Below are 19,908 nucleotides of genomic sequence, written 5' to 3'. Positions count from 1 at the left end.
GGGGCTATTGCGATTGATATTACCTTCAACCTCAACAAAATAGGTGCCCGCATCCGTGATGTTGTAATTAATGTAACTGTCGTTGTAATAAGTAACCGGCAGCACCGACGTTTTACCCTGATCTAATGTCAACAGGTTCGTTTTACTCTGCCAGTAAACACTATCACCTGCAGCATAATCGGAATCCACATCGGCCCAGAAATCAATGCCAGCAGAGCCTGCATCATCAATCATCGTTTGAGTAACGGTGAATTTGAAGTAATCCTTCGAGCCATCGCCACGGCCATTAACAGTAATGTGCGGAAGTGCTTTAGAGTTTGCGATGGTTGGATCTGTAGCGGTTGTCCAGCGGGCAGCACTTAAATCCTGCGCTGATTTCACGCTATCATTGCCTTGCAACTCGTTCACTTCAGCCAAACCAAAACTCGCCTGAACCGAAAGCCCCGTGCTATCAACCAACACCATGCCTTCACCGAGGACACCCGCAGCATCGGTTTCTTTCACCTGCGCACGACCATTCTCCTGAATGATCAGCAGCGAGGGCGATTCATCATCCGCGATCGTGACGTCGACCACACTCATCGTCAGATCATCGTAATACGGATCAGCACTGCTAACGGTATGGCTTAAACGACCGTAATGAATGCCTTCAACATCGGCATCGTCGATAGCCGTAAAGGTAACCGTTTGCGCCTCACTCCAATTACCTGGCGTAAATGTCAACTCAGTCACATCGGTGGCTAACTGACCATCGCTCGCAATGGTAATCGTCACATTGTCAGACGGTTGATGGCTTAACATCACCTCATAGCTATCACTGCGCAAAGCGGCTACCGCTTCAGCAACCAACGGTTCACTACTACTCTTAGCGATTAAGATGGTTGGCGATACCGAGCGCACATCGATGCTGCCCATGACCTGCCCACTAAAGAAGGCATCATCGGTAATCACTAAGTGAGAAATCAGACCATCCGGTGCGCCACCACTCGCATCACTGTAGGCGACCACTTGTGGCCCCCAATCTGCTGCAGTAAAGGTTAACGTTGTTTTATCCGTCTCCATTGAGTCTGGCGTTTCGATCTCTATCACAACGTCCGCCGTAGGCGCTTGCGATAACGCAACCTCATAACGATTATTGCTCATTAAGGTCACGGCAACATCGGGGTTGGCATCAATCACTTTATGGGATGTTAAATCATCATCCACCACTTCTGCTGTAATCTGCCCCACCAGAATACGATCATACTCATCGCCATCCTGATCAGTATCACCCTCTTTCACCGAATGACGGATCACGATATTACGGACACCTTCAGCCAGATCATCATCGGGCGCGGTGACCGTCACCAACTGTGGAATAAACCAATTGGTACGATCGAACAATAGCGTGGTGGTGTCTTCGCTACCATTCAAGGCAACTCCTTTACCACCCTGTTTTAATTCCAGTTCTGTCGCCAAAACGGCACTGGCAGTCACCCGCACAACATCCTGCGGTGCTCGGGTCAAAACTACTTCATAGGTGTTATTGGTTTTATTGCGATCGGCTAAAACAACGCCGGCGGTTTTCTCGTATGTGCGAATTGATGAACCGACGGGACGAACAATAACGCCGGCTTCATCATCGTCCATCACATCGACAGAGATGGTTTGGGTCAATGCCTGAAAGCGAGTATCGCCCGTGGTTAAGGTGTGTTCCAACAAGCCACTATGGCCTTGTAGATCATCCGCCACCACGGTAATCGACTCACCGTCATTACCGCCCGCGGTATTAAAGGTGTCGCTGCCTAAGCCACCGATCAGGTTTAGATCGAGGTTTTCACTGGTGCTATAAACATAGAAGTTATCATTACCTTCCATGCCATTAATAATTAACCGCTCAATGCCCTCAAAACCAATAAAGCGGCCCGCTCCAAAAACGCCCTGTTCGGTAATGACATAATCATCACCAAACTCAGTCCCCAGAATAGTCACGGTATCTAAACCATCGCCGCCACGTATATTAACCGGTGCATTCATCGCGTAGTTGATGAAGTCAGCGCCCTGACCACCATTAATATTGGCAACCGGCGCATTTTCATCATCGGGATCAACCAGTACGAAACTGCGAACTAAGAACGTATCGTTATCTTCATCACCATTCAAATCAACAGAAGCAACGTTGCGATAGACAATGAAATTATCCTCGCCAATACCACCATTGAGCGAAGCATCGTAGCTAATACCATTGCTGATATAGCCCTGCGTTACCAAGGTTGTATCAAAATAATCTTCCGGCGCCAGACCTGATTCAACATTATTTCTAGCGGCGTTAAATACTTGACCTACTTGGAAGGTATCGTCTCCGGCATCACCGTAAACGGACATCTTCGCAGTGGTGTCATCAAAGGTGAAGCTGTCATGTCCATCACGACCATAGACATTGATTTCATCATTACTATCGATGTTGTAATTAACACGTTGAATGGGCGCACCGATCAGTGGGTTGCCATCGGCATCCACCTCTAGTGCAAAAATAGTATCTGGACGGAATAAAAAGTTATCCGCTTGGTCAGTACCCTGAATCGCCACTCGGTCAAAACCGGTATCAGCCGCATCGTCATCAATACTGATAACTGACTCACCTTCACCGGCTAGGCCAATGTAATACCAATCGGAGCCCGCTTCGCCGCGTAAGACGAGTTCACCAGCAATGCCATTCACATTGGTTTGCAAATCATTAGCGTTGTAATTAACCCGAATCGTATCGTTATCGGCTCCCGCATTGACTTCAGCGTATGTGCCGGTATCAGACAGGGTGATGAAGTCATTACCCTCACCCGAGTTCAATTGAATATTCTCCGCACCCGCGGCTGCAACAAAAAGCTTGTCGCCACCAGCACCGGTATTCACCGTAATGTCTGTTGCGTGATGCAGGCTTTCAACCGAGACCTTATCAACCACCACTTGGCTGTTGTCATTGGCATCATCGGCATTCAGGTTAAGCACGATGTCTTCTACACCGACCATGCGCACAGCATATTCGCCTAAGCCTTGCAGCGTATCGAAAGCGACAACATTCTCAACGGCGCCTTTGCCGGTGACAAACTCATCGGTGACCACCAGCGTTTCGTTGATCGTCATGATTATTTCTACCGACTCTGCTAGATAGAAACCATAGTCATCCTGCACAGCATTGATATTTATCTCGTGATCCACGGCAATGCCATTGATATCACGGGTAATGATTAAACCATCCAGCAACGGTGCTTCGACATCGGTACGCAGAGCCTGCCCACCATCAAGGGTTTCGATTAAACGCGTAACGTTGGCATCGTTGAAGTCAAGATCACCCAGGGCACTCTGGCCAACAGCAATAGTGTAATCCTTCCAGTTATCCGCCGTGAGATACACGCCGTCATCTAATTGATTGCTCGCCGCCACATCATTGGCACCGCTATCCTGATTAAAGCGACGTAGCGCAACCGCTTCCAGAATTTCTTCGTGCTGAGCACCAACCCCGTAGTAGGAATAGCTGTAATAAGAGTGATCCAGATTATCCACGATCTCTGCATACTGATTATTAAGCAGAATATCTTTACCCCGGGTCGCATCGGTATTACCCACCGTACCACTGACCCAATTCACCCCTTGGATTCCTGCGGTATCACCCACGGTGTAATTGATCGCTAAAATTTCACGGGTATCGATCTCACGGTCGACGCTATAGTTGGTTTTACCCGCGGTACTATCGGCCTGTGGGCCATCCCCATAGCCATTATCGTTGCGCGTCAGCGCTTGTACATCATCAGCGTTAGGATCTAAACGGCGAACATATTCGCCCAGCGAAGCATTCCAATCATAAGCTGCATCCCAGGTTTCGTTATCCCAAATATTCTGAGAATATTCATAACTCGTTGATCGTATTGAGGTATCCAGTTGAGTCTGCTTATACACTCTAAGCGCAGAGTCAGAGGCGATGTCATAAACTCGACCACCCGGCAAACTGCCATCTTTCAATTGCGCACGGACACCGGACAGATCAAGATAGCTTCTCAAGCCTTCAAGGTGAGCCACAACATCGCTCTTCAGACTAGAAGAAGATATTTCATCCAGCATCGGGTCAATCAGCAAAGCATCCAATACATCGAGAGAGAAATCATAGGTGCTAATCAGGTTTTCACCCATTAACTGCAGACCGCGCTTCACAAAGCCATCTAATCGCTCAATAAAGGTCGTATCCGAGACAACGGGATTGGTGTTAGCCAATGCCGTGACGGCCGCCTGCAATGGGTTGAGGTACTCGAGTGCGGTAAACGCCTCAACCAACAAGTCTTTCGACAAGGTGACGCTGACTTCAGCAACATCACCATTGAGTAGATCATCAAGAACACCGACTTGAGTGTCGTTATGAGCACGGATTAAAGCACTCTTCAAATCATCCGGCGTAAAGCCAGTACCATCGGTCAGTTCTGCTAATTTGGTGAGATTAAAGTCAAAATCAACCGTTTCTAACGCTTGTTTCTCTAGGGTTATATCTAGGCCCGCACTGTCCCGCGCATTAACGGTGACCGTATCGGTATCAGCACCACCCACAACCCTAACCAAGCCCGCAATACGCGACATATCGTAGTTTTCAGGCAGTATTTTAAGTACGCTACGCTCAGGTAAATTATCGAATTTATACGCGGCGGTACCGGTCACTTCATCGGCGCTATAATCTTGCACGACGTTAATCGTCGTATCGCTTTCCTTCTTCGCCTCAACATCATAAAACAGCGAAATCATATCCCAGAACATATCTTTGCCAGGGGTTGTTCCTGCTACACCGATACGATCGTTTGAAGCATACTTCTCTTCGCCGACACCCGTCACCCCCTCCCAAGCCGTGGTATAGGTATAGTGATGCGTGCCAAAGAACCAGTAACTCGCCTGATGATAAACCGGCACATTACGCGTATAGAGATCCGTCAAATACAGATCGGGGTCATAGCCCCAGTTATCAATTTCTGTGTCGTTATTAGATGAGCCTAAACGAACACCATCACTTTGAATAATACTGCCGGTGACTGTCTGGCCTATTACCCAGTTTAAGTAGGTGCCGAAGAAAACATCATCCAGCGCGTTATTACCGGCATTGATCGATCCCGTATCAGCGAGACTATTGAACAGGTCAAAGTCAATTTCATCCGGCAACGCTGGCGCGATCGCATGCCCCAATTCGCTAACTTTGACAGCTTCGATCGGCGCGTAACTGGCGAAGTAATTTTCCCAATCACCATCAGAGAAACTTTGTCCCCATTCTTGACCCGTAAAGTTCAACGCGTCTTCGAGTAGATTGGTATTTTGTACATAAGCATCAACTGCAGCGGTATTGTCCTGACGAACAGTGAATGTCCAGGGACCGAAGTTTTTCCTTTCGAGGCTAGACAAGCTGACGCCATTCACCGGGTTGGTGCGAGCTCGTTCAACGCCCTGAGCGAAGAGTTTTAAAGCAACGGTTAAGTTAGCCTCAAATAACCGCCAATGGGCCTCATCAATAACAGGATTGGCATCTGCCTTCACCCATTTTTGGAAGAATGCTTCCCATGCGGCAGCATCAAAACTGTTTTCCCGCTTCGAAAAGACAACTTCATTATTAGTCACACTTTGCGCATCCAGTATATCTTGCAACACATCCTGCTCAACCGTATAAGTCGCATTGGATTCAGGATAAATGACTTCAAAGGTGTCACCTGCACCACCGTAATTGATGTGGTCATTACCGGACCCCAGACTCAACAACAGAGTGATATCGGCATTCAAGCCATAGAGGTTAATAACATCCTCACCTGTCCCGGTGAGCAAGGCTAATCGCTCGATGCCGCTAACACCTTCAATTTTAAGGCCTGCACCATAGATGTACTGCTTATCGTTTTCGTCAGTGAAAATATTAAACTCATCACCCTGACGTGTGCCCGATAGAATCAACGTATCGAAACCAGAGCCACCAAAAATAGACACACGATTATTCTGCACATAGTTAATCATGGTGTCTTTTTCATCTTCGGCAGTGAGATTATTCTCATCGCCTGCGCCGGCAACAATACCGCCACCGCCGGTGTCACTTGCCACACTGGAAGCCGACACCCCACTTTGTAAATGGGATTTTAGGAAGAAGGTATCGTCATCCGCTTCACCGTATAAGGACAACTGACCAATATTATGGTTAACCTCAAAATAGTCGTCGCCGATACCGCCATAGAAGAAGCTATTGTCATTAACACCGGCGGTAATACCATTCAGACCCTTGACCACCTCGATTAACTCGCCATGGCCATCATCAACAAAATGCGTGTCGATCACACGTCCGATTACGAAGTTGTCATCACCTTCATCACCAGAAACATTCAGAGAAGCCACCGTGCCATCGACAACGAAGGTATCGTTACCGCCGCCACCATTCACCAACACAGTACTTAGGCCATCAGTGTAATAAACCCGTTGATAGAACTCTGGATCTGCCATTGAGATTGAGGGTGTCGTACTGGCAATCGCATCCGCAATATCAACCGGTTTGTTGATCAGTGCGGCATTGCTCGACTGCAACAAGTAGAAATTGCCTTGGATATCTTGCGTCGCATCGTTAATGCTGACATACCAAGGATCGCGGTTAGTCCCCGTACCTTTTATGTTCAGCTCTCTGATGACATTCTCACCGGTCGCTGGGTCGATGAGCGCCAACAACGCCGCTTTAATAGTCGCTGCATCATCGGTGCTACTTAATAAGTCGGTTGTGAAACCATCGTAACTCAAGGTATAGCTGCCGGTTTGGCCCGGTAATATGCTGTAAACCTGAATCTCATTATCTTGGCGTTCGAACATAGCATCGATATCGGGCTTACCCGCCAGCAACGCATCGCCCGTGCCATCTTCGGCCAAACGCTCGACAAATGAGCGAATAACAGAGACCGAAGCCGCCGCGGCATCCGACACCTCAAAACGCATGAATTTTTCTTCTGACGTTTGCGGTGCGGTTATCAGCTCGATCATCAGCGCATCGCCGCCCACCTCAGCTACGCGAGCCGTGATACCGGCACTCGCCAATTTAGTTTGTAGGCTGCTGGCCGTATCAGAGGTAAGGACATTGATGCTTATATTGTCATAGCTAAGCACAAAATCGCTCAACGCATGGGTTATTAAATCTCTCGCTCTCTCTAACAGTTGATACTGAGTATCGACATCTAGGTGGAAGAGATCATCCGCATCATCGGCACCGCGAATTTCTAACGTATCGCTCTCAGTGGCCCCCGTGCCACTGTCCATGATATGAACGTTTGACTGATCATCGACAACCCCACTCAGGGTCGTCACATAGCTATCGGAACCAAAGCCACCGTCGAAATAGGCGCCTTTGGTAAAATCTAAAACGCCGTAGTTATTGCTGCTCGCGCCGCCGTATATTTCAAACTGCTCAAACACGCCAACGCTGGTTTCATCTTCATACACAGCAACGTCTTCTGTCGGATCAAGCAATGATTGCTGCTGGCTTGTTACCTTGAATGAATCATCCGACAAGCTGAAGTTCAAATCACGCTGCTCTATCAGGGTATCAATGTCATTATCATCAAGATCGACATCATCAAAGATATCGGTACCACGGCCACCCGTAATAACATCATTGCCCTCACCGCCATTGATAAGGTCGTTATATTGACTACCAATTAGCCGGTCATCACCGTCGCCACCGCTGAGGCCAAGGTTATCCACAGCACGGGACAGTATGACCGAATCAGAATTAATGGTGTTGCCCAGAATCTTCTCTTCATTTGGACTAAAGCCAGCAATAATAAAATCATCACCGCCCAAGGCATTAATATTAATGGTGTCGAATTTATCGGAGGTATCCGCTTCATCCGCTTTGCGATCGATACCCCGAATAGTGATCGTCACTTGACGTTGGCTGAGGTTATCCGCTTCGGCTAAATCAACCCGACGGTGAACAACTTGCACAGTATCGGTATTTTTCTGCAGGACAGGATCGAGGCTCGCATCAACAAGACCGGTGTCCTGCAGCTCGTGACCGACCGTAAAGTAATCTCGGATACTGGCATCATCGCCACCTTCAATTAACACGCTATCGTTAGCGTTATCGGTATTGTAGGTAGGATCTTCAAACCAATCAGTGCCACCGTCCAGTTCGGCTTCACCACCACCATCAGGGATCGACCAAGTCGGTTTCTCAACCATACGTGGCACATTTTGCTCAATGGTCTGGAACGATGATAAATATCCTTCAGCCGTGCCTGTCAGTGAATTCAGCGGCAGCACAGCGTAATCACCGGCACCATCGAGCTCAATGTTCCAGTTACCTGCAGTGTCCACCCGCTCGATAATTTTGTAGCTGGATGAAATATTATCAATCAGTGCCTGTACACCTAGACCGCTGAAATCATAGGTTTGAGTGATCGGTGTCTGCGATGAGAAGCCGTTTAACTCAATAGTAAACATCGTATTTCGGCTTAAACCATCACCAGCAACAATGATCTGCGTCGCCACACCTAATTGATCAACAACGCCCCAAGCGCCAAACTGAGTTTCCAGATAAGCAACAACCGCATTCGATGCCGCAGTAATGGCCGCCGCATCGCCGGCAACTTTAGCCGCATTCAGCGCGGTCAAATCAACCGTAATTGAAGCATAGTCTGGGTGAGTAAAGGTTGTGCTGGAAACACCCAAAGGCAGCGTCATTTGGACATTAATGTCCTGCGCTACCGTTAACTTATCAATTGAACCGCCCCCTGCAGGGTTGACCATAATGGCCTGACTCGCGGCATTGACAAACTCTATTCTGAAAACGCTGGTTTCATCATACACAGCGACATTGATGCCACCGCTAATCAATGCCGTTTGCAAACCCGCCGCCGTTAGATCGGCAGCCTCCAGTTCAACACTAAAGTCACCGTAATACAGATAGGTTCCGGCAACAACGTCTGCCTTATCGATGTATTGCTGCTGTTTGTTATCAGCCGTATTTACATCCGCTTTAACTTCCATATTCTGGATATTAATAAAGCGTTCGAATACATAGTTCGCACCGCTATCCAGTTCTGCATCAATGATGGCAACGGTCCATGGGTCATTTTCAATACCCGTACCACCGACCCAAACATCAGTAATGGTATCAAGCGTTTCAAGATACAACTCCACTTCAAGCGCGCTCATATCACGCTGTAAGACCACCGATTCGCCGTTGTAGGAGAAATAAGCATGATCCTGCCAGTCTTCCAGATACAGTGTTTGAGTGGCGACAACACCATGACTAAGATCGCGTGAAAATGCGGTTGAAGCCTGAACAACAGAATGATCTTGTGTGTATTGTTCGGAACGCAACTGCTTGTATGAACCATCATCTAACTGGTCGGCTTGCAAGAAGGTAACCTGCCACGGATCGGTAGCAGAGCCTGTTCCAGTAACATGCACATCATCAATAGCATCAAATTTTTCTAGAGTTGCTTCTATCGCTGCAGCACTCAACACACTGATATCAATCGCTTGATCACCATACCAAAGCGAAACAGGGCCGGCAGCCAACGTGAGGTTCTGAACCCGCCCTGCGTTTTCCAACACCTGTGACTCAATACTGGCTTGATCAACAATCGCTACAGACGAAATTCCAGCCAATTTCATCACTTCATAAGGGGTGTCACTGATATCCAGAGGCGCAAAGCTAATCGTCCAATTCGGGTCACCTAAACTATCGACACCTTGCACAACCGTCACCGCCGATGCTCTTAACGCATCGATGCTATCAAATGCAGCGAGAATATCCGCCTCGCTCATGCTGCTGTTCAATAACACTTTCTCTGTACCATACCAAACCATGGCCGTGTCGGTACTGAAATGGAGCTTCTGTTCGCCATTAGTGAAGCTGAACACCGCCTCCGCGGGATCGCTAACACCGTCAACATAACTAGGGTTTACCAGTATTGTTGTACTAGCCGGAACGACCAATGCATCAGCGATATGCTCTGATACGGTCAGGCTCAAACCAAAGAAGTCACCCTGCGCATCCGTGGCAGCATCCAATAATTGCACAACCCACTGACCGGGCTCAGAACCCGAGGCCGCTTTAACTGCACTAATATCGGGATGGTTTAGCAGTGCCGCTTCGATGGCGTTAGCCGTGGCTTGTGCTAATGTCACGGCTTCTGAGGCTTGCAGATCTAAGGAGATCGCTACCGTTTGACCGTTATAGGCGAATTCAGCGGCAAAAATATTGGCGGGAATAGTGAGCGCCTGACGATCATGAGCTGGGAAAACCACATGGTCAGTCAGCGTCGAAGATATCGCCGTTTGTGTGCTGACGTCAGAGACACTGTCCACTAACTCAAAACTCAAGAGACTATAGTTACCATCAGCATCGGTAATAGCATCCAGTATTTGGACAACCCAACTGTCGGCAGTATCACCCTCAGTCACGACCACATCATCAATACCGAAATGCGCTAACAATGCCTGTTCTATGGACGCTTGCGTATCATCAGCATCGACGGTCACCGTGCCGCCACCGTAGCTAACAGCCGTTATTTTGCTACTCGCAGGAAGCGTAAATGACTGCTCGATATTAGTCGGAAGATTAATATCATCACCCAATACCGTTGTTTTAGTGATGATTCCAGCGTCTAAGACATTACCACCGACAACAAATTCGAGGGTATGGAAGTTACCATCCACACCTTTGGTGGCTTCGACAGCTGCCGGCCCAGACGGGTTATCAGAGAAGCGAATCAACCATGGATTATTAATCGTTCCCTGACCACTCACGCCCACACTGTTAGCGGGAATATCAGTCAGGCTTTCGAGTGCAGTCTGCACTTCGTCTGTTGTCATTAATGACGATACAGCAACACCTTCGTTGTTGTACCAAACAATACCATTCACCTCCACAGGTGCGTCTTCGTTGTAATCCAGCACATCAAAGGCCAACAGCTGCGCACTGTTGCGTGGGACTTCACTCATGGTATCAGTGATGGTGGTGACATCAGGAGTATGATCAGCATTCGACAAATAGTCAGCACCCACCACATCCAGATGATACAGATACTGCTGTGCACGTGTATCGTCACGCTCAGTCATTGGGCCGCTATGCTTCTGTACTAAATACTGATGCGCCAGAACCAAATAGTTACTGTTCAAATCTGTGGTCGCACCATCAAAGGTAATCACCCATGGATTCGCTTGCGTACCATGAGTGCTCTCGGTTGCCGCTGCGGCAGGCGTAACAGTAACGTTACCCACACCAATAGCGGTTATAGACTCAAGCACAGCCTGCACCTCTGCAGCACTCATACCGGCAGTAATTGTTGCTGAATTACCCGTTGTGCGGCCGTCATCGGCTTTGGTGTCATCGTAGCCGTAAAACAGAGTCACGTTATCCAGTCCGTCAGCTAACCACAGCTCTTGTTGGTTATTTTCAGGCGACGATGCTAAATAATCGGCAACATTGACAATCGATTCGAGTATCGGCGCACCATCGGAAGTGCTCAGATACTGGCCTCCCTCTTGTAAATCGAAACGATAGAAGTATTCGCCCTGACGCACATTGGTGATATAGCTCTGAGGTTCTACCGGCACATAAATAACGTTGCCATTAGAGTCTTTGACCGCATCCCCGTTGTCATCCAACTGAGGCGTTTGTGCAAGGAAGGCGGAGTAATCCGCGGGATAAACCTGATAGTTACCGTCAACATCACGGTCTGGCTGCCATTCTCGCGCTTTATCCTGACCTAGAGTGATGTCGACACTGAGCAACCCTGTATCCATCAAATCGCCAATAGTGATGTCGTCACTTTCTTTCTGAGTATCGAGTTTTAATGACTCGATATCATCCATCACGATATAATCAGACGCATAATCGATGGTTAATTTAGCCCGGGTATCTTTGGTCACTCCATCGGCTAAGAAAAGCGCTGCATTGAGCTTGCGTAAATCGACATGACTGGCATCGTCATTCACCGTGATATCAAAGCTATCGGTACCCAAGCCGCCCAGCATAACCAGATTGGCGCCGGCCGCTAACGGTGCATAATTCCAGACCACGGTATCATCACCATCACCGGCATCAACATTAACGGAGCCGGTGCCAGCATTAATGATATCGTCTCCAGCATTACCCTGAATATCATTCACCCCACCCAGAATAGGATTACCGTCATCATCGACACCACCCACCGATATCTCATCATTACCGGCACCACCTCTGATAGTGTTATCGCCTAAGCCACCGTCAATGTAATCACCAAACTGGGTTCTAAACTGTGAGTTTTCTTTAGTAATGGTTAAAGCAGCCCCGCCCGCACCGTCGGTTGGCATCCCTTGATCGTTATAATGCGCATAAGGCGTACCATCCAATTGATAGATTGGCGTTAACCGTAGATTGCCATCCGGATCGGTAAAGGTGGCAATATCAGTGCTTATATTTTCATCGCCACCTTCAACATAATCATTACCACCATACGTGGCGATGGTATCGAAACCTTCACCACCAAAGACGCGGTCGTGACCTTCACCGGTAAAGATGATGTCATCACCGGCGTTACCCCGGACCGTTAAGCCGTCGTAAGCAAAATTTTCACCGGTCACCACCACCTGATCATTACCGTCACCGGTGACGATTTCATAGGTATCATTAGCATTACCGGAGCCGAAATAACCCGCATCGACAGAGATAACATCATCTTCAACCCCTGCTACCAATGCAGCACCGCTATTCGCACCACCACTGATATACAAACCGGCCAAGATCTCCGTATTCTCAGTATCGGCAATCATCTCAATGAAGTCGCTGCCACCGCCAAGCTCAACATCAATATGATCGACCCGACCATTTAAGCGTTTTAAGCTATACCGGTCGTTACCGGAGGTGCCCGCAATCGTTAATGTGCTGACATTTTTAGCAAGATAAACCTCGGCCACAAGCCCGGTACTCACAACAATAATATCTTCACCCGGGTTGTCACTTTTCAAGGTCCGTATACGATCACGCAGCGCGGTTTCTTCCGCTTTGGTGTAATACTCGGTGTCCAGATATCCCTCTTCTGACAGCTTCTGTAGGGTTAAATCAATATCGGGCGTAATAACATCAACCGTATAATTGTGAGCATCAGCATCCGCACCTTTGTCATAACTTAGGATAAGGTTGCCCGTGCTTTGATCATCATTCTCCCAAGAAGCAATATGATCTGGCGCATTGTGAATACACTCCAGCTCAAAGGTTGCCAACACTTGATTCACAAAACGGTTACGTGCTTCAAACAGGGTTATCTTACTGATACCGGCATCAATACCGACCCACAAGAAAGCTTCTAAAAATAGGTTGAGCGAACCCGTCATATCAAACAAACATTGCGGGCCATGGGTAATTCGCTCAATCAGTTCGGAGCCATAAAGCTTGCCATCACCAACCGGCAAGTCGTCGAGGAAGTTGGTTTCCATATCGTTAAGATCGAAACCAATAATCGCTTCAATACCACCTTTAACGCCCGCCTCAACTAGGCCACCAAGCCCCAAACTAGCGATAACACCGACCGCCGCGCGCAGTGTCACTTCGGCTTTATCTTCCGTGGTATTTTCAATGCCGTGGTCATCTAAATAGAAACCATTAATTAAGCGCCAAGATTCAGCCACATCGAAGTCGGTTTCCATCCATTCGCGGAAACCACGGGTATCAAAGCCAAAGTCAAAGTTGGTACTAGCACCAATTTCACCGAAGAAACCTACGTTAAAGCCAGGGTAAACCGGGAAGGTCTTCTGATATTCAAAAAACAGATCTAAGTCAGGTAGGTCATACCAGAATAGGTCTACTTCACCTCGACCAGTAATAAATTGCAGCAAACTGGCAGGGTCTTCCAAAATAGGAATTCTGAAGTTTTTCTGTCCTGCGGGGTTACCAAAGGTGGCCCGGTTATTCGTCGACGACTGATTTGCGCTGGATTTACCACCTTCAACACCGTCTTGTGATGGGCCAGCAATGGTTGATGCGTGAGAACCTAACTGTGCATTACGATCAGTCTCTGATTTTGCCCCTGCGGTATTTTTCGATGTCACCGCCGCTGAAGTATCCGTCGCATAGCCACCGGTTAAGTTGAAATCACCAAAATCGATATAACCCGCTGATTTTAACGTTTGCGCTTTTTCTAAGAAATCGATGGTCGCCGCTAGAGCTGCGATCACCTTCTTGGCAGTATCAACTGTTGTCGCGGGCAATCGAAGGTACGCAATGTCCAAGATTTTAAGCTTGGCAACACCCATATCAATCTCGGTATTAAGCAGATCAATAACCGGTTTAAGTGGCAAAATGATATCGCCAATAGTATCGAAAGTATCGCCTAAGAAACTTTCAAATACCGAGCCCGCGTCTAAGCGAACACTTTGCAACGTGATATTAGGATCGCCAAACGAAACACTCGCGCCACTGGTCGTCGAAAGCGAGCCGCTGGCTAAATCTTGGTAGTAAACGATGGTGGTATCGATTGATGGCAACACATCAGCGGCTGACGTCGACACCTTCGTAAACAATTTCGCCTCAGCATAAGCGTTGGCATTAATGACCAATTCGACTTTTTCGCCTAACTCTAAACGCCCATCAGCTGCAACGGTTCCGGTTTTGCCACCAATATCTTTAATATCAAAACCAAAGTGGCCGCTAATACCTGCACCTTTGTCATTAATGACATTGCCAGCCGCATCATATTGCAGCACCTTGCCATCGGTTTCGTCAGTCACATCAACCTTTAGGAAGCCCAACGTGCCCTGTGCAGTGGAACCATTTTTAAGCCGTGCATCGACATCGAGCGCAATCTCTTCACCCTTCGCGTTAATACCCGAGGTATCGAGGAACAGGCCAAAATCAGGCCCACTACCTACCGCCGCCATATTACCTAAGCCAATCCCCAAGCCCATCAGATAATCAATTTCAGCAATTAAAGCGGCATCAATCTCCAAACCTAAACCGGGCATTGTCTTATTAAAATCAACCGGCAATTCACCATCGACTAAGACACCGCCAAATTTAAGATTGAAGCTTAATAAACCATTGGCAGAAAAGGTGAGTTCAATATCATCAGCGCTTGTCGGTAGCCGCGTTTTGATCTTACCGTTGTTATCATATTGAACGGCACCGGAAGCATCTAACAATGGCACCACAAAGGAAAATAGCGGGCTGTTAATGGTTTTCAGCCCCTCATAAAGCCCTTGGCGAATCTCATTAAGCAAGGCTTCAAATACCTTACCGCCGACGGCTTCAAGGTCTTGTAATTTCTTACCCAACCCGTTGATATAACCGCTGGCATCTTTTTCACCCAGCACACTGGTTTCAATGCTACGCAGGCTATTGGCCAGATCATCAAACGGTTCATCACCCACCAGCGGCAGTGCAATATTATCGATACCGTTAGCCACTTCGTTGATGGCTGAGAACGCACCCTCCAGACCTTCCCGAACCGTTTTTGGATCATTCAATAGATCCAATAACAGTACGATGACATCGAAATTCATATCGAATTTCGGCAGGTTATAATCGAAGGTACTCACAAAGTTCTGGCTTTGATCGATACTAAATGCCGCTTTGGCAAATAGGACGTTATCCGCAACGCCATCAGCATCAAGATCTTTATCTGTTCCGCCCAGAGGTAGTGCTTCAATGGGGAAGAACATCGGTAGGTTCAGGTCAGCAGAACCAAAAGCCGAGGCTTGGAAACCGTCTGTCACTTCGGTTAAATCTAGATAGCCGTTACCATTCGAGTCAGCGCCAGGGTTGCCCATATTGGCGTAAAACCCTAGATCGATATTGGCGCTACCCTGTTTGCCCAATAGACCGATGGTGCCCAACGCGCCTGCATCAAAGCCTAGCTCAATATCGAGATCGTCAACCCCGCCATGCAATGAAGCATGGATACCTGTCATTTCATCAATGTAGAAAACCGGTTTAGTGACATCGCTTAAATCAAAGCCAAAACCAAGGTCTAAGCCGGCTTCAGCTTTTAGATCTATTTTCGCATTCGCTTCCACATTGATGGCATCTAAGGCACCAGCCGACAGGCCTAACCATGTATCTAAACCAAGATCATCAATATCGAGTGCGAGGTCGAACTCTTTTTCCGCAATCAGATCCAGATTTAGATCGAAATCAAACGCTGAATTGATATAACTCATATCAACCATGTCGGCATCTGAAGCAATACCCAGAGGCGCCAATAAAATGCGCAGCTCTTCATTGAGCATATATTCCAATTGCTGAACATTTCGCGCCGCATCACGCACAGTACTGACGGCATTACTCAGGCCCGCCGCAAAACTGACACCGCCATCACCTAAGATATCGGCGAGGCTGGCATCAATGAGGGCGATTTTGTCATAAAGCACGCCGTCCTTAATGTTGAAACGCGACAGCGTCTCGCCCGTCGTAGAGGAGGTAGCCCCGGTTGTATCGATAAAGGTAGCGCCTGTGACCTCATTTTCGGTAATCGGCTCAACCAATACATCATCAGCATCATAGCTACCCATTAATTCCCATGCAGTATGGGCGTAGGTTTGAACAACGCGCACATCGCTTTCGAACAGCTCAACACCCCAGAAACTATCGCCACTGGCCGTCTCGGTCCATTCAAACAGGGTAATGCCGGTACCGTCTTCAAGAATTTCATAACGACTGGCCTGTGGTCCACCGGCCGGTGAAATGTCATAGCTATCCGTCGCCAGAACAGAACCGGCCCCCCAACGCTCTTCATAAAAGCTGACAGTATTACCGGTCTGCTGACCCAATACTTCGCGATCGGTGCCGACAACATCTTTAAGAAGCTCATCGATACCGCCGATAATCATATCGAGTGACAAGCCACCTAATGAGAAGACCTCTTCTAAATTATCAAACTGAACCGAGCTTGGAACACTGGCGAGAAACTGTCCCATTGAGGCATCTTCAGGCAAATCACTGCTACTAGCGGTGATAAAGCCTACTTCATTACTAAAGCCATCCAGCGCCCCCGAGAGTGATACCGGTAGCAACACCTCAAAGTGAGCATCGCCTTCTAAGCTCGGCAAGCCCATTAGCGATGCAGTGCTATCGCTGAGCATGTCCTGATAATTCAGCACACCATCGAAGCCCATACCGATCGATGCACCCAAGGATAGCGCCGCGTCATTTACTTCAAAACCAACCGGCCCTAAATTGACACCAAAATCGAACGCTTTTATCAGGTTGCCTGCAACCTCATCAGACAGATCTGAGGCTGAAATTTCCTCTGCGAGCGTAATAATCGTTGAGCGACCATCTGAACTTAATTCTATCGCTGCAACGGTGTAGAGCTCATCGGTATTACCAGACCCCTGTAGGTAAAAACTATCACCGACCATAAACTGACCGGCACTGGTACTTTTTATTGCGCCGATATGATTACCGGCAATAGTCACGGTCGCCGGTGTGGTATCGACAGAACCCGCCGTTATACCAACAATATCAATATATTCTTCGCCAAAATTGAAGTGCGCATCTAACCCAGGGTCTCGAACATAGAAGGCGCCGTCATCGTCAACACCAAAGTTAAACATAAAGTCGATACCGCCACTGATCACCAGAGGCTGAGACTGAGTAATATCAATCGGCAGGTCAAAGTTAAAGTCACCAAATGAGATCAGTTCATTCAGATCTAGATTGACCAATTCACTAAAGCTTTCGAGCGTCAGCGCAACGCTATACTCTTTTAAATTAGAGGACGAGGCGACATTGATGGCAAAACCATCAGTCGAACCGGTGGTTTGTAAATGTTCTAAGAGATCTTTAGTAGTGGCCGAACTATTTAGATTGAGATAGGCATCAATGGTGTCGACAAAGGACTGTACTTTAGTTTGGATCGTGCCATCGAGATTAGTGACTTTGTCTCCTAAAAGGTCAGACAAGGATAAATCGGTAAATGGAATAGCCGTTGAGTCATCCAGATAGTTATCAATTTTAGTGCCGATATGCGATGACCAAGTGGCCAGCTCGCCCAAGCCAATACTTAACTTGGTTTGATCCGATAAACTCTTAAAGTGATCGGATGTAGGCAACAAACGCTGGCCTTTATCAATCACTTCCATCATCAGATCGGTGGTAGCGAAATCAGGGTGACTCATGCCCAACACATGACCCATTTCGTGCATTAATACTGTCAGCAGGTCGATACCATCATAAACACCATCATCGGTGTCATCACTGGCCGTAGCGTCTAGATACCAAGTCGCACCCGCGGCATTATCATCAAGCGTAATGGTGTACTCCAAACCATTCGTGCCAACTGCACTCGTGGTTCTACCGACAACACCATCAGTCCCACCAATATCGCCAATGGTAACCGCAATATTCTGTAAGTCGGTCACCGCTGCAGCAGGCAACACGGCCGTCCACCGGGCAATCGCTTCCGCTTTTAATCTATCTACTGCTGCGGCATCCGTTGTCGTGTCAATCGTCGCGCCAGTACCCACTGCAGCCGTCGTAACAAAATCGCCGAAGCCCTGAGATGTTTTAAAGGCCGTCCACAACCCCTCTCCCGATGCAACGGCCTCCAACCCTTTCGTTTCGAAAGTGCCGTAAGCTTTAACCTCATGAAGGGTGCCGGATTCGTCGCTGTAAGAGTATGAGGTATAGTCACCATCGCTATCTGTTTGCGGTGCCGATTGAGTAATCTTTGCCGTGATCGAAGAAAAGTCGAGTACATCTGATGTACCGGTGGAAAAAACCTGATCCTGACCGAATTTATCATTAAAGGTAAACGTGGTTTTAGCCAAATCCACCTTGAAATCACTCACCACAGGAGCCGGCGAGGCTGAAAATAGTACCGTAAACTTACCATCAACCGTGCTGCTAACCGCAACCGTGATACCCGCTAACTCATTCAGTGCCGTTTCCATATTGCTGAGTGTTTCGGCTTTATCGGCACCAATAGCAAAAACCGCCGCCAAACGCGCGGGATCGGGTGTCACACCCGCGGTTGTTTCAAAATTAGCAAAAGACAGGGTGACTAATTCACCTTCATTAAAGCTATTGGCAGTAAAATCTAGCTCAAACGAGGCGGGGTCGGTCGGATTTGCACTTCTATCCACCAGATCCGAGACAACCACGCCACCACTATTATCGATAAAAACATCATTGCCTTCACCGCTTTCCAAGTTTTGGATATTTTTGTAGTTGGCGACAATGATAGAACCATCCAAAACCGTGACCATGGTCGACCCATTTTCTAGGTTCCCTGTAGCCAAACTAACATTCGTCACACCGGTGTAAGCGGGGGTAATAAATTCAATATTAAAAGTGAAGTTACGCTGATCTTCTGCCAAAGCAGGATCCGGCTGAGTCACATTGACCGCGAGGTCTGCAACCCCATTCAGTTTATCTTCAATCTGCTGCATCATCGCCGAATAATCGGCCAATGCAGGGATAACAACGGTGACCAAGCCACTCGCACCATCGGGGTGATCAAAGCTAAGCGTAAACTCACCGCCGCTGACCTGATTGCCCAAAGCAACCTGATGAATGTAGTTTTGCTCAGTACCATCTAATGGAGACTGCGCCGCAACCGCCGATTGAACCGACGTATCGCTCGAAGCCGTTAAGTGGGTTGGAGCAAAGATCAGCTGTTCGGGATTATCAAACCGGTCCAGATTCAAGAAGGTAATCGCAAACTTACCCGCCGTCACGTCATCGGGGGTTACGCCGATACTATTAGCCCCAAGGAATAATTCAAGCGCAGCTTTAATATTCGCGGCGGTCGCAATGGCATTTGCCCCAACAGCAATATCCGCGGTGGTAAAGCCACCAACCGCCGAATCATCACTTGAAGGTAACTCGAGGGTAAACTGGTCGCCCTCAACAGCATTAAGCACTAAAGATTGCTGTTCATCCCCCTGAGCTCGCAA

Annotated in this window: 1 protein-coding gene (only partly in view); it reads right to left on the bottom strand. The window is 48.0% G+C overall.

Features of this window, described 5'->3' with window-relative positions:
• Positions 1-19,908, bottom strand: the 5' portion of a protein-coding gene (locus tag AC0L4K_RS01200; RefSeq protein ID WP_473267965.1) for a hypothetical protein. Its footprint begins 7,686 nt before the window's first position; 19,908 of the gene's 27,594 nt are visible here — the first part of the coding sequence; it begins with the start codon at positions 19,906-19,908; the stop codon falls past the left edge of the window.

It is taken from the genome of Amphritea sp. GJ51-11 (assembly GCF_055808735.1).
The sequence above is the reverse complement of the archived record's forward strand: the minus strand, read 5'-3'. Positions and strand labels throughout refer to the sequence as shown.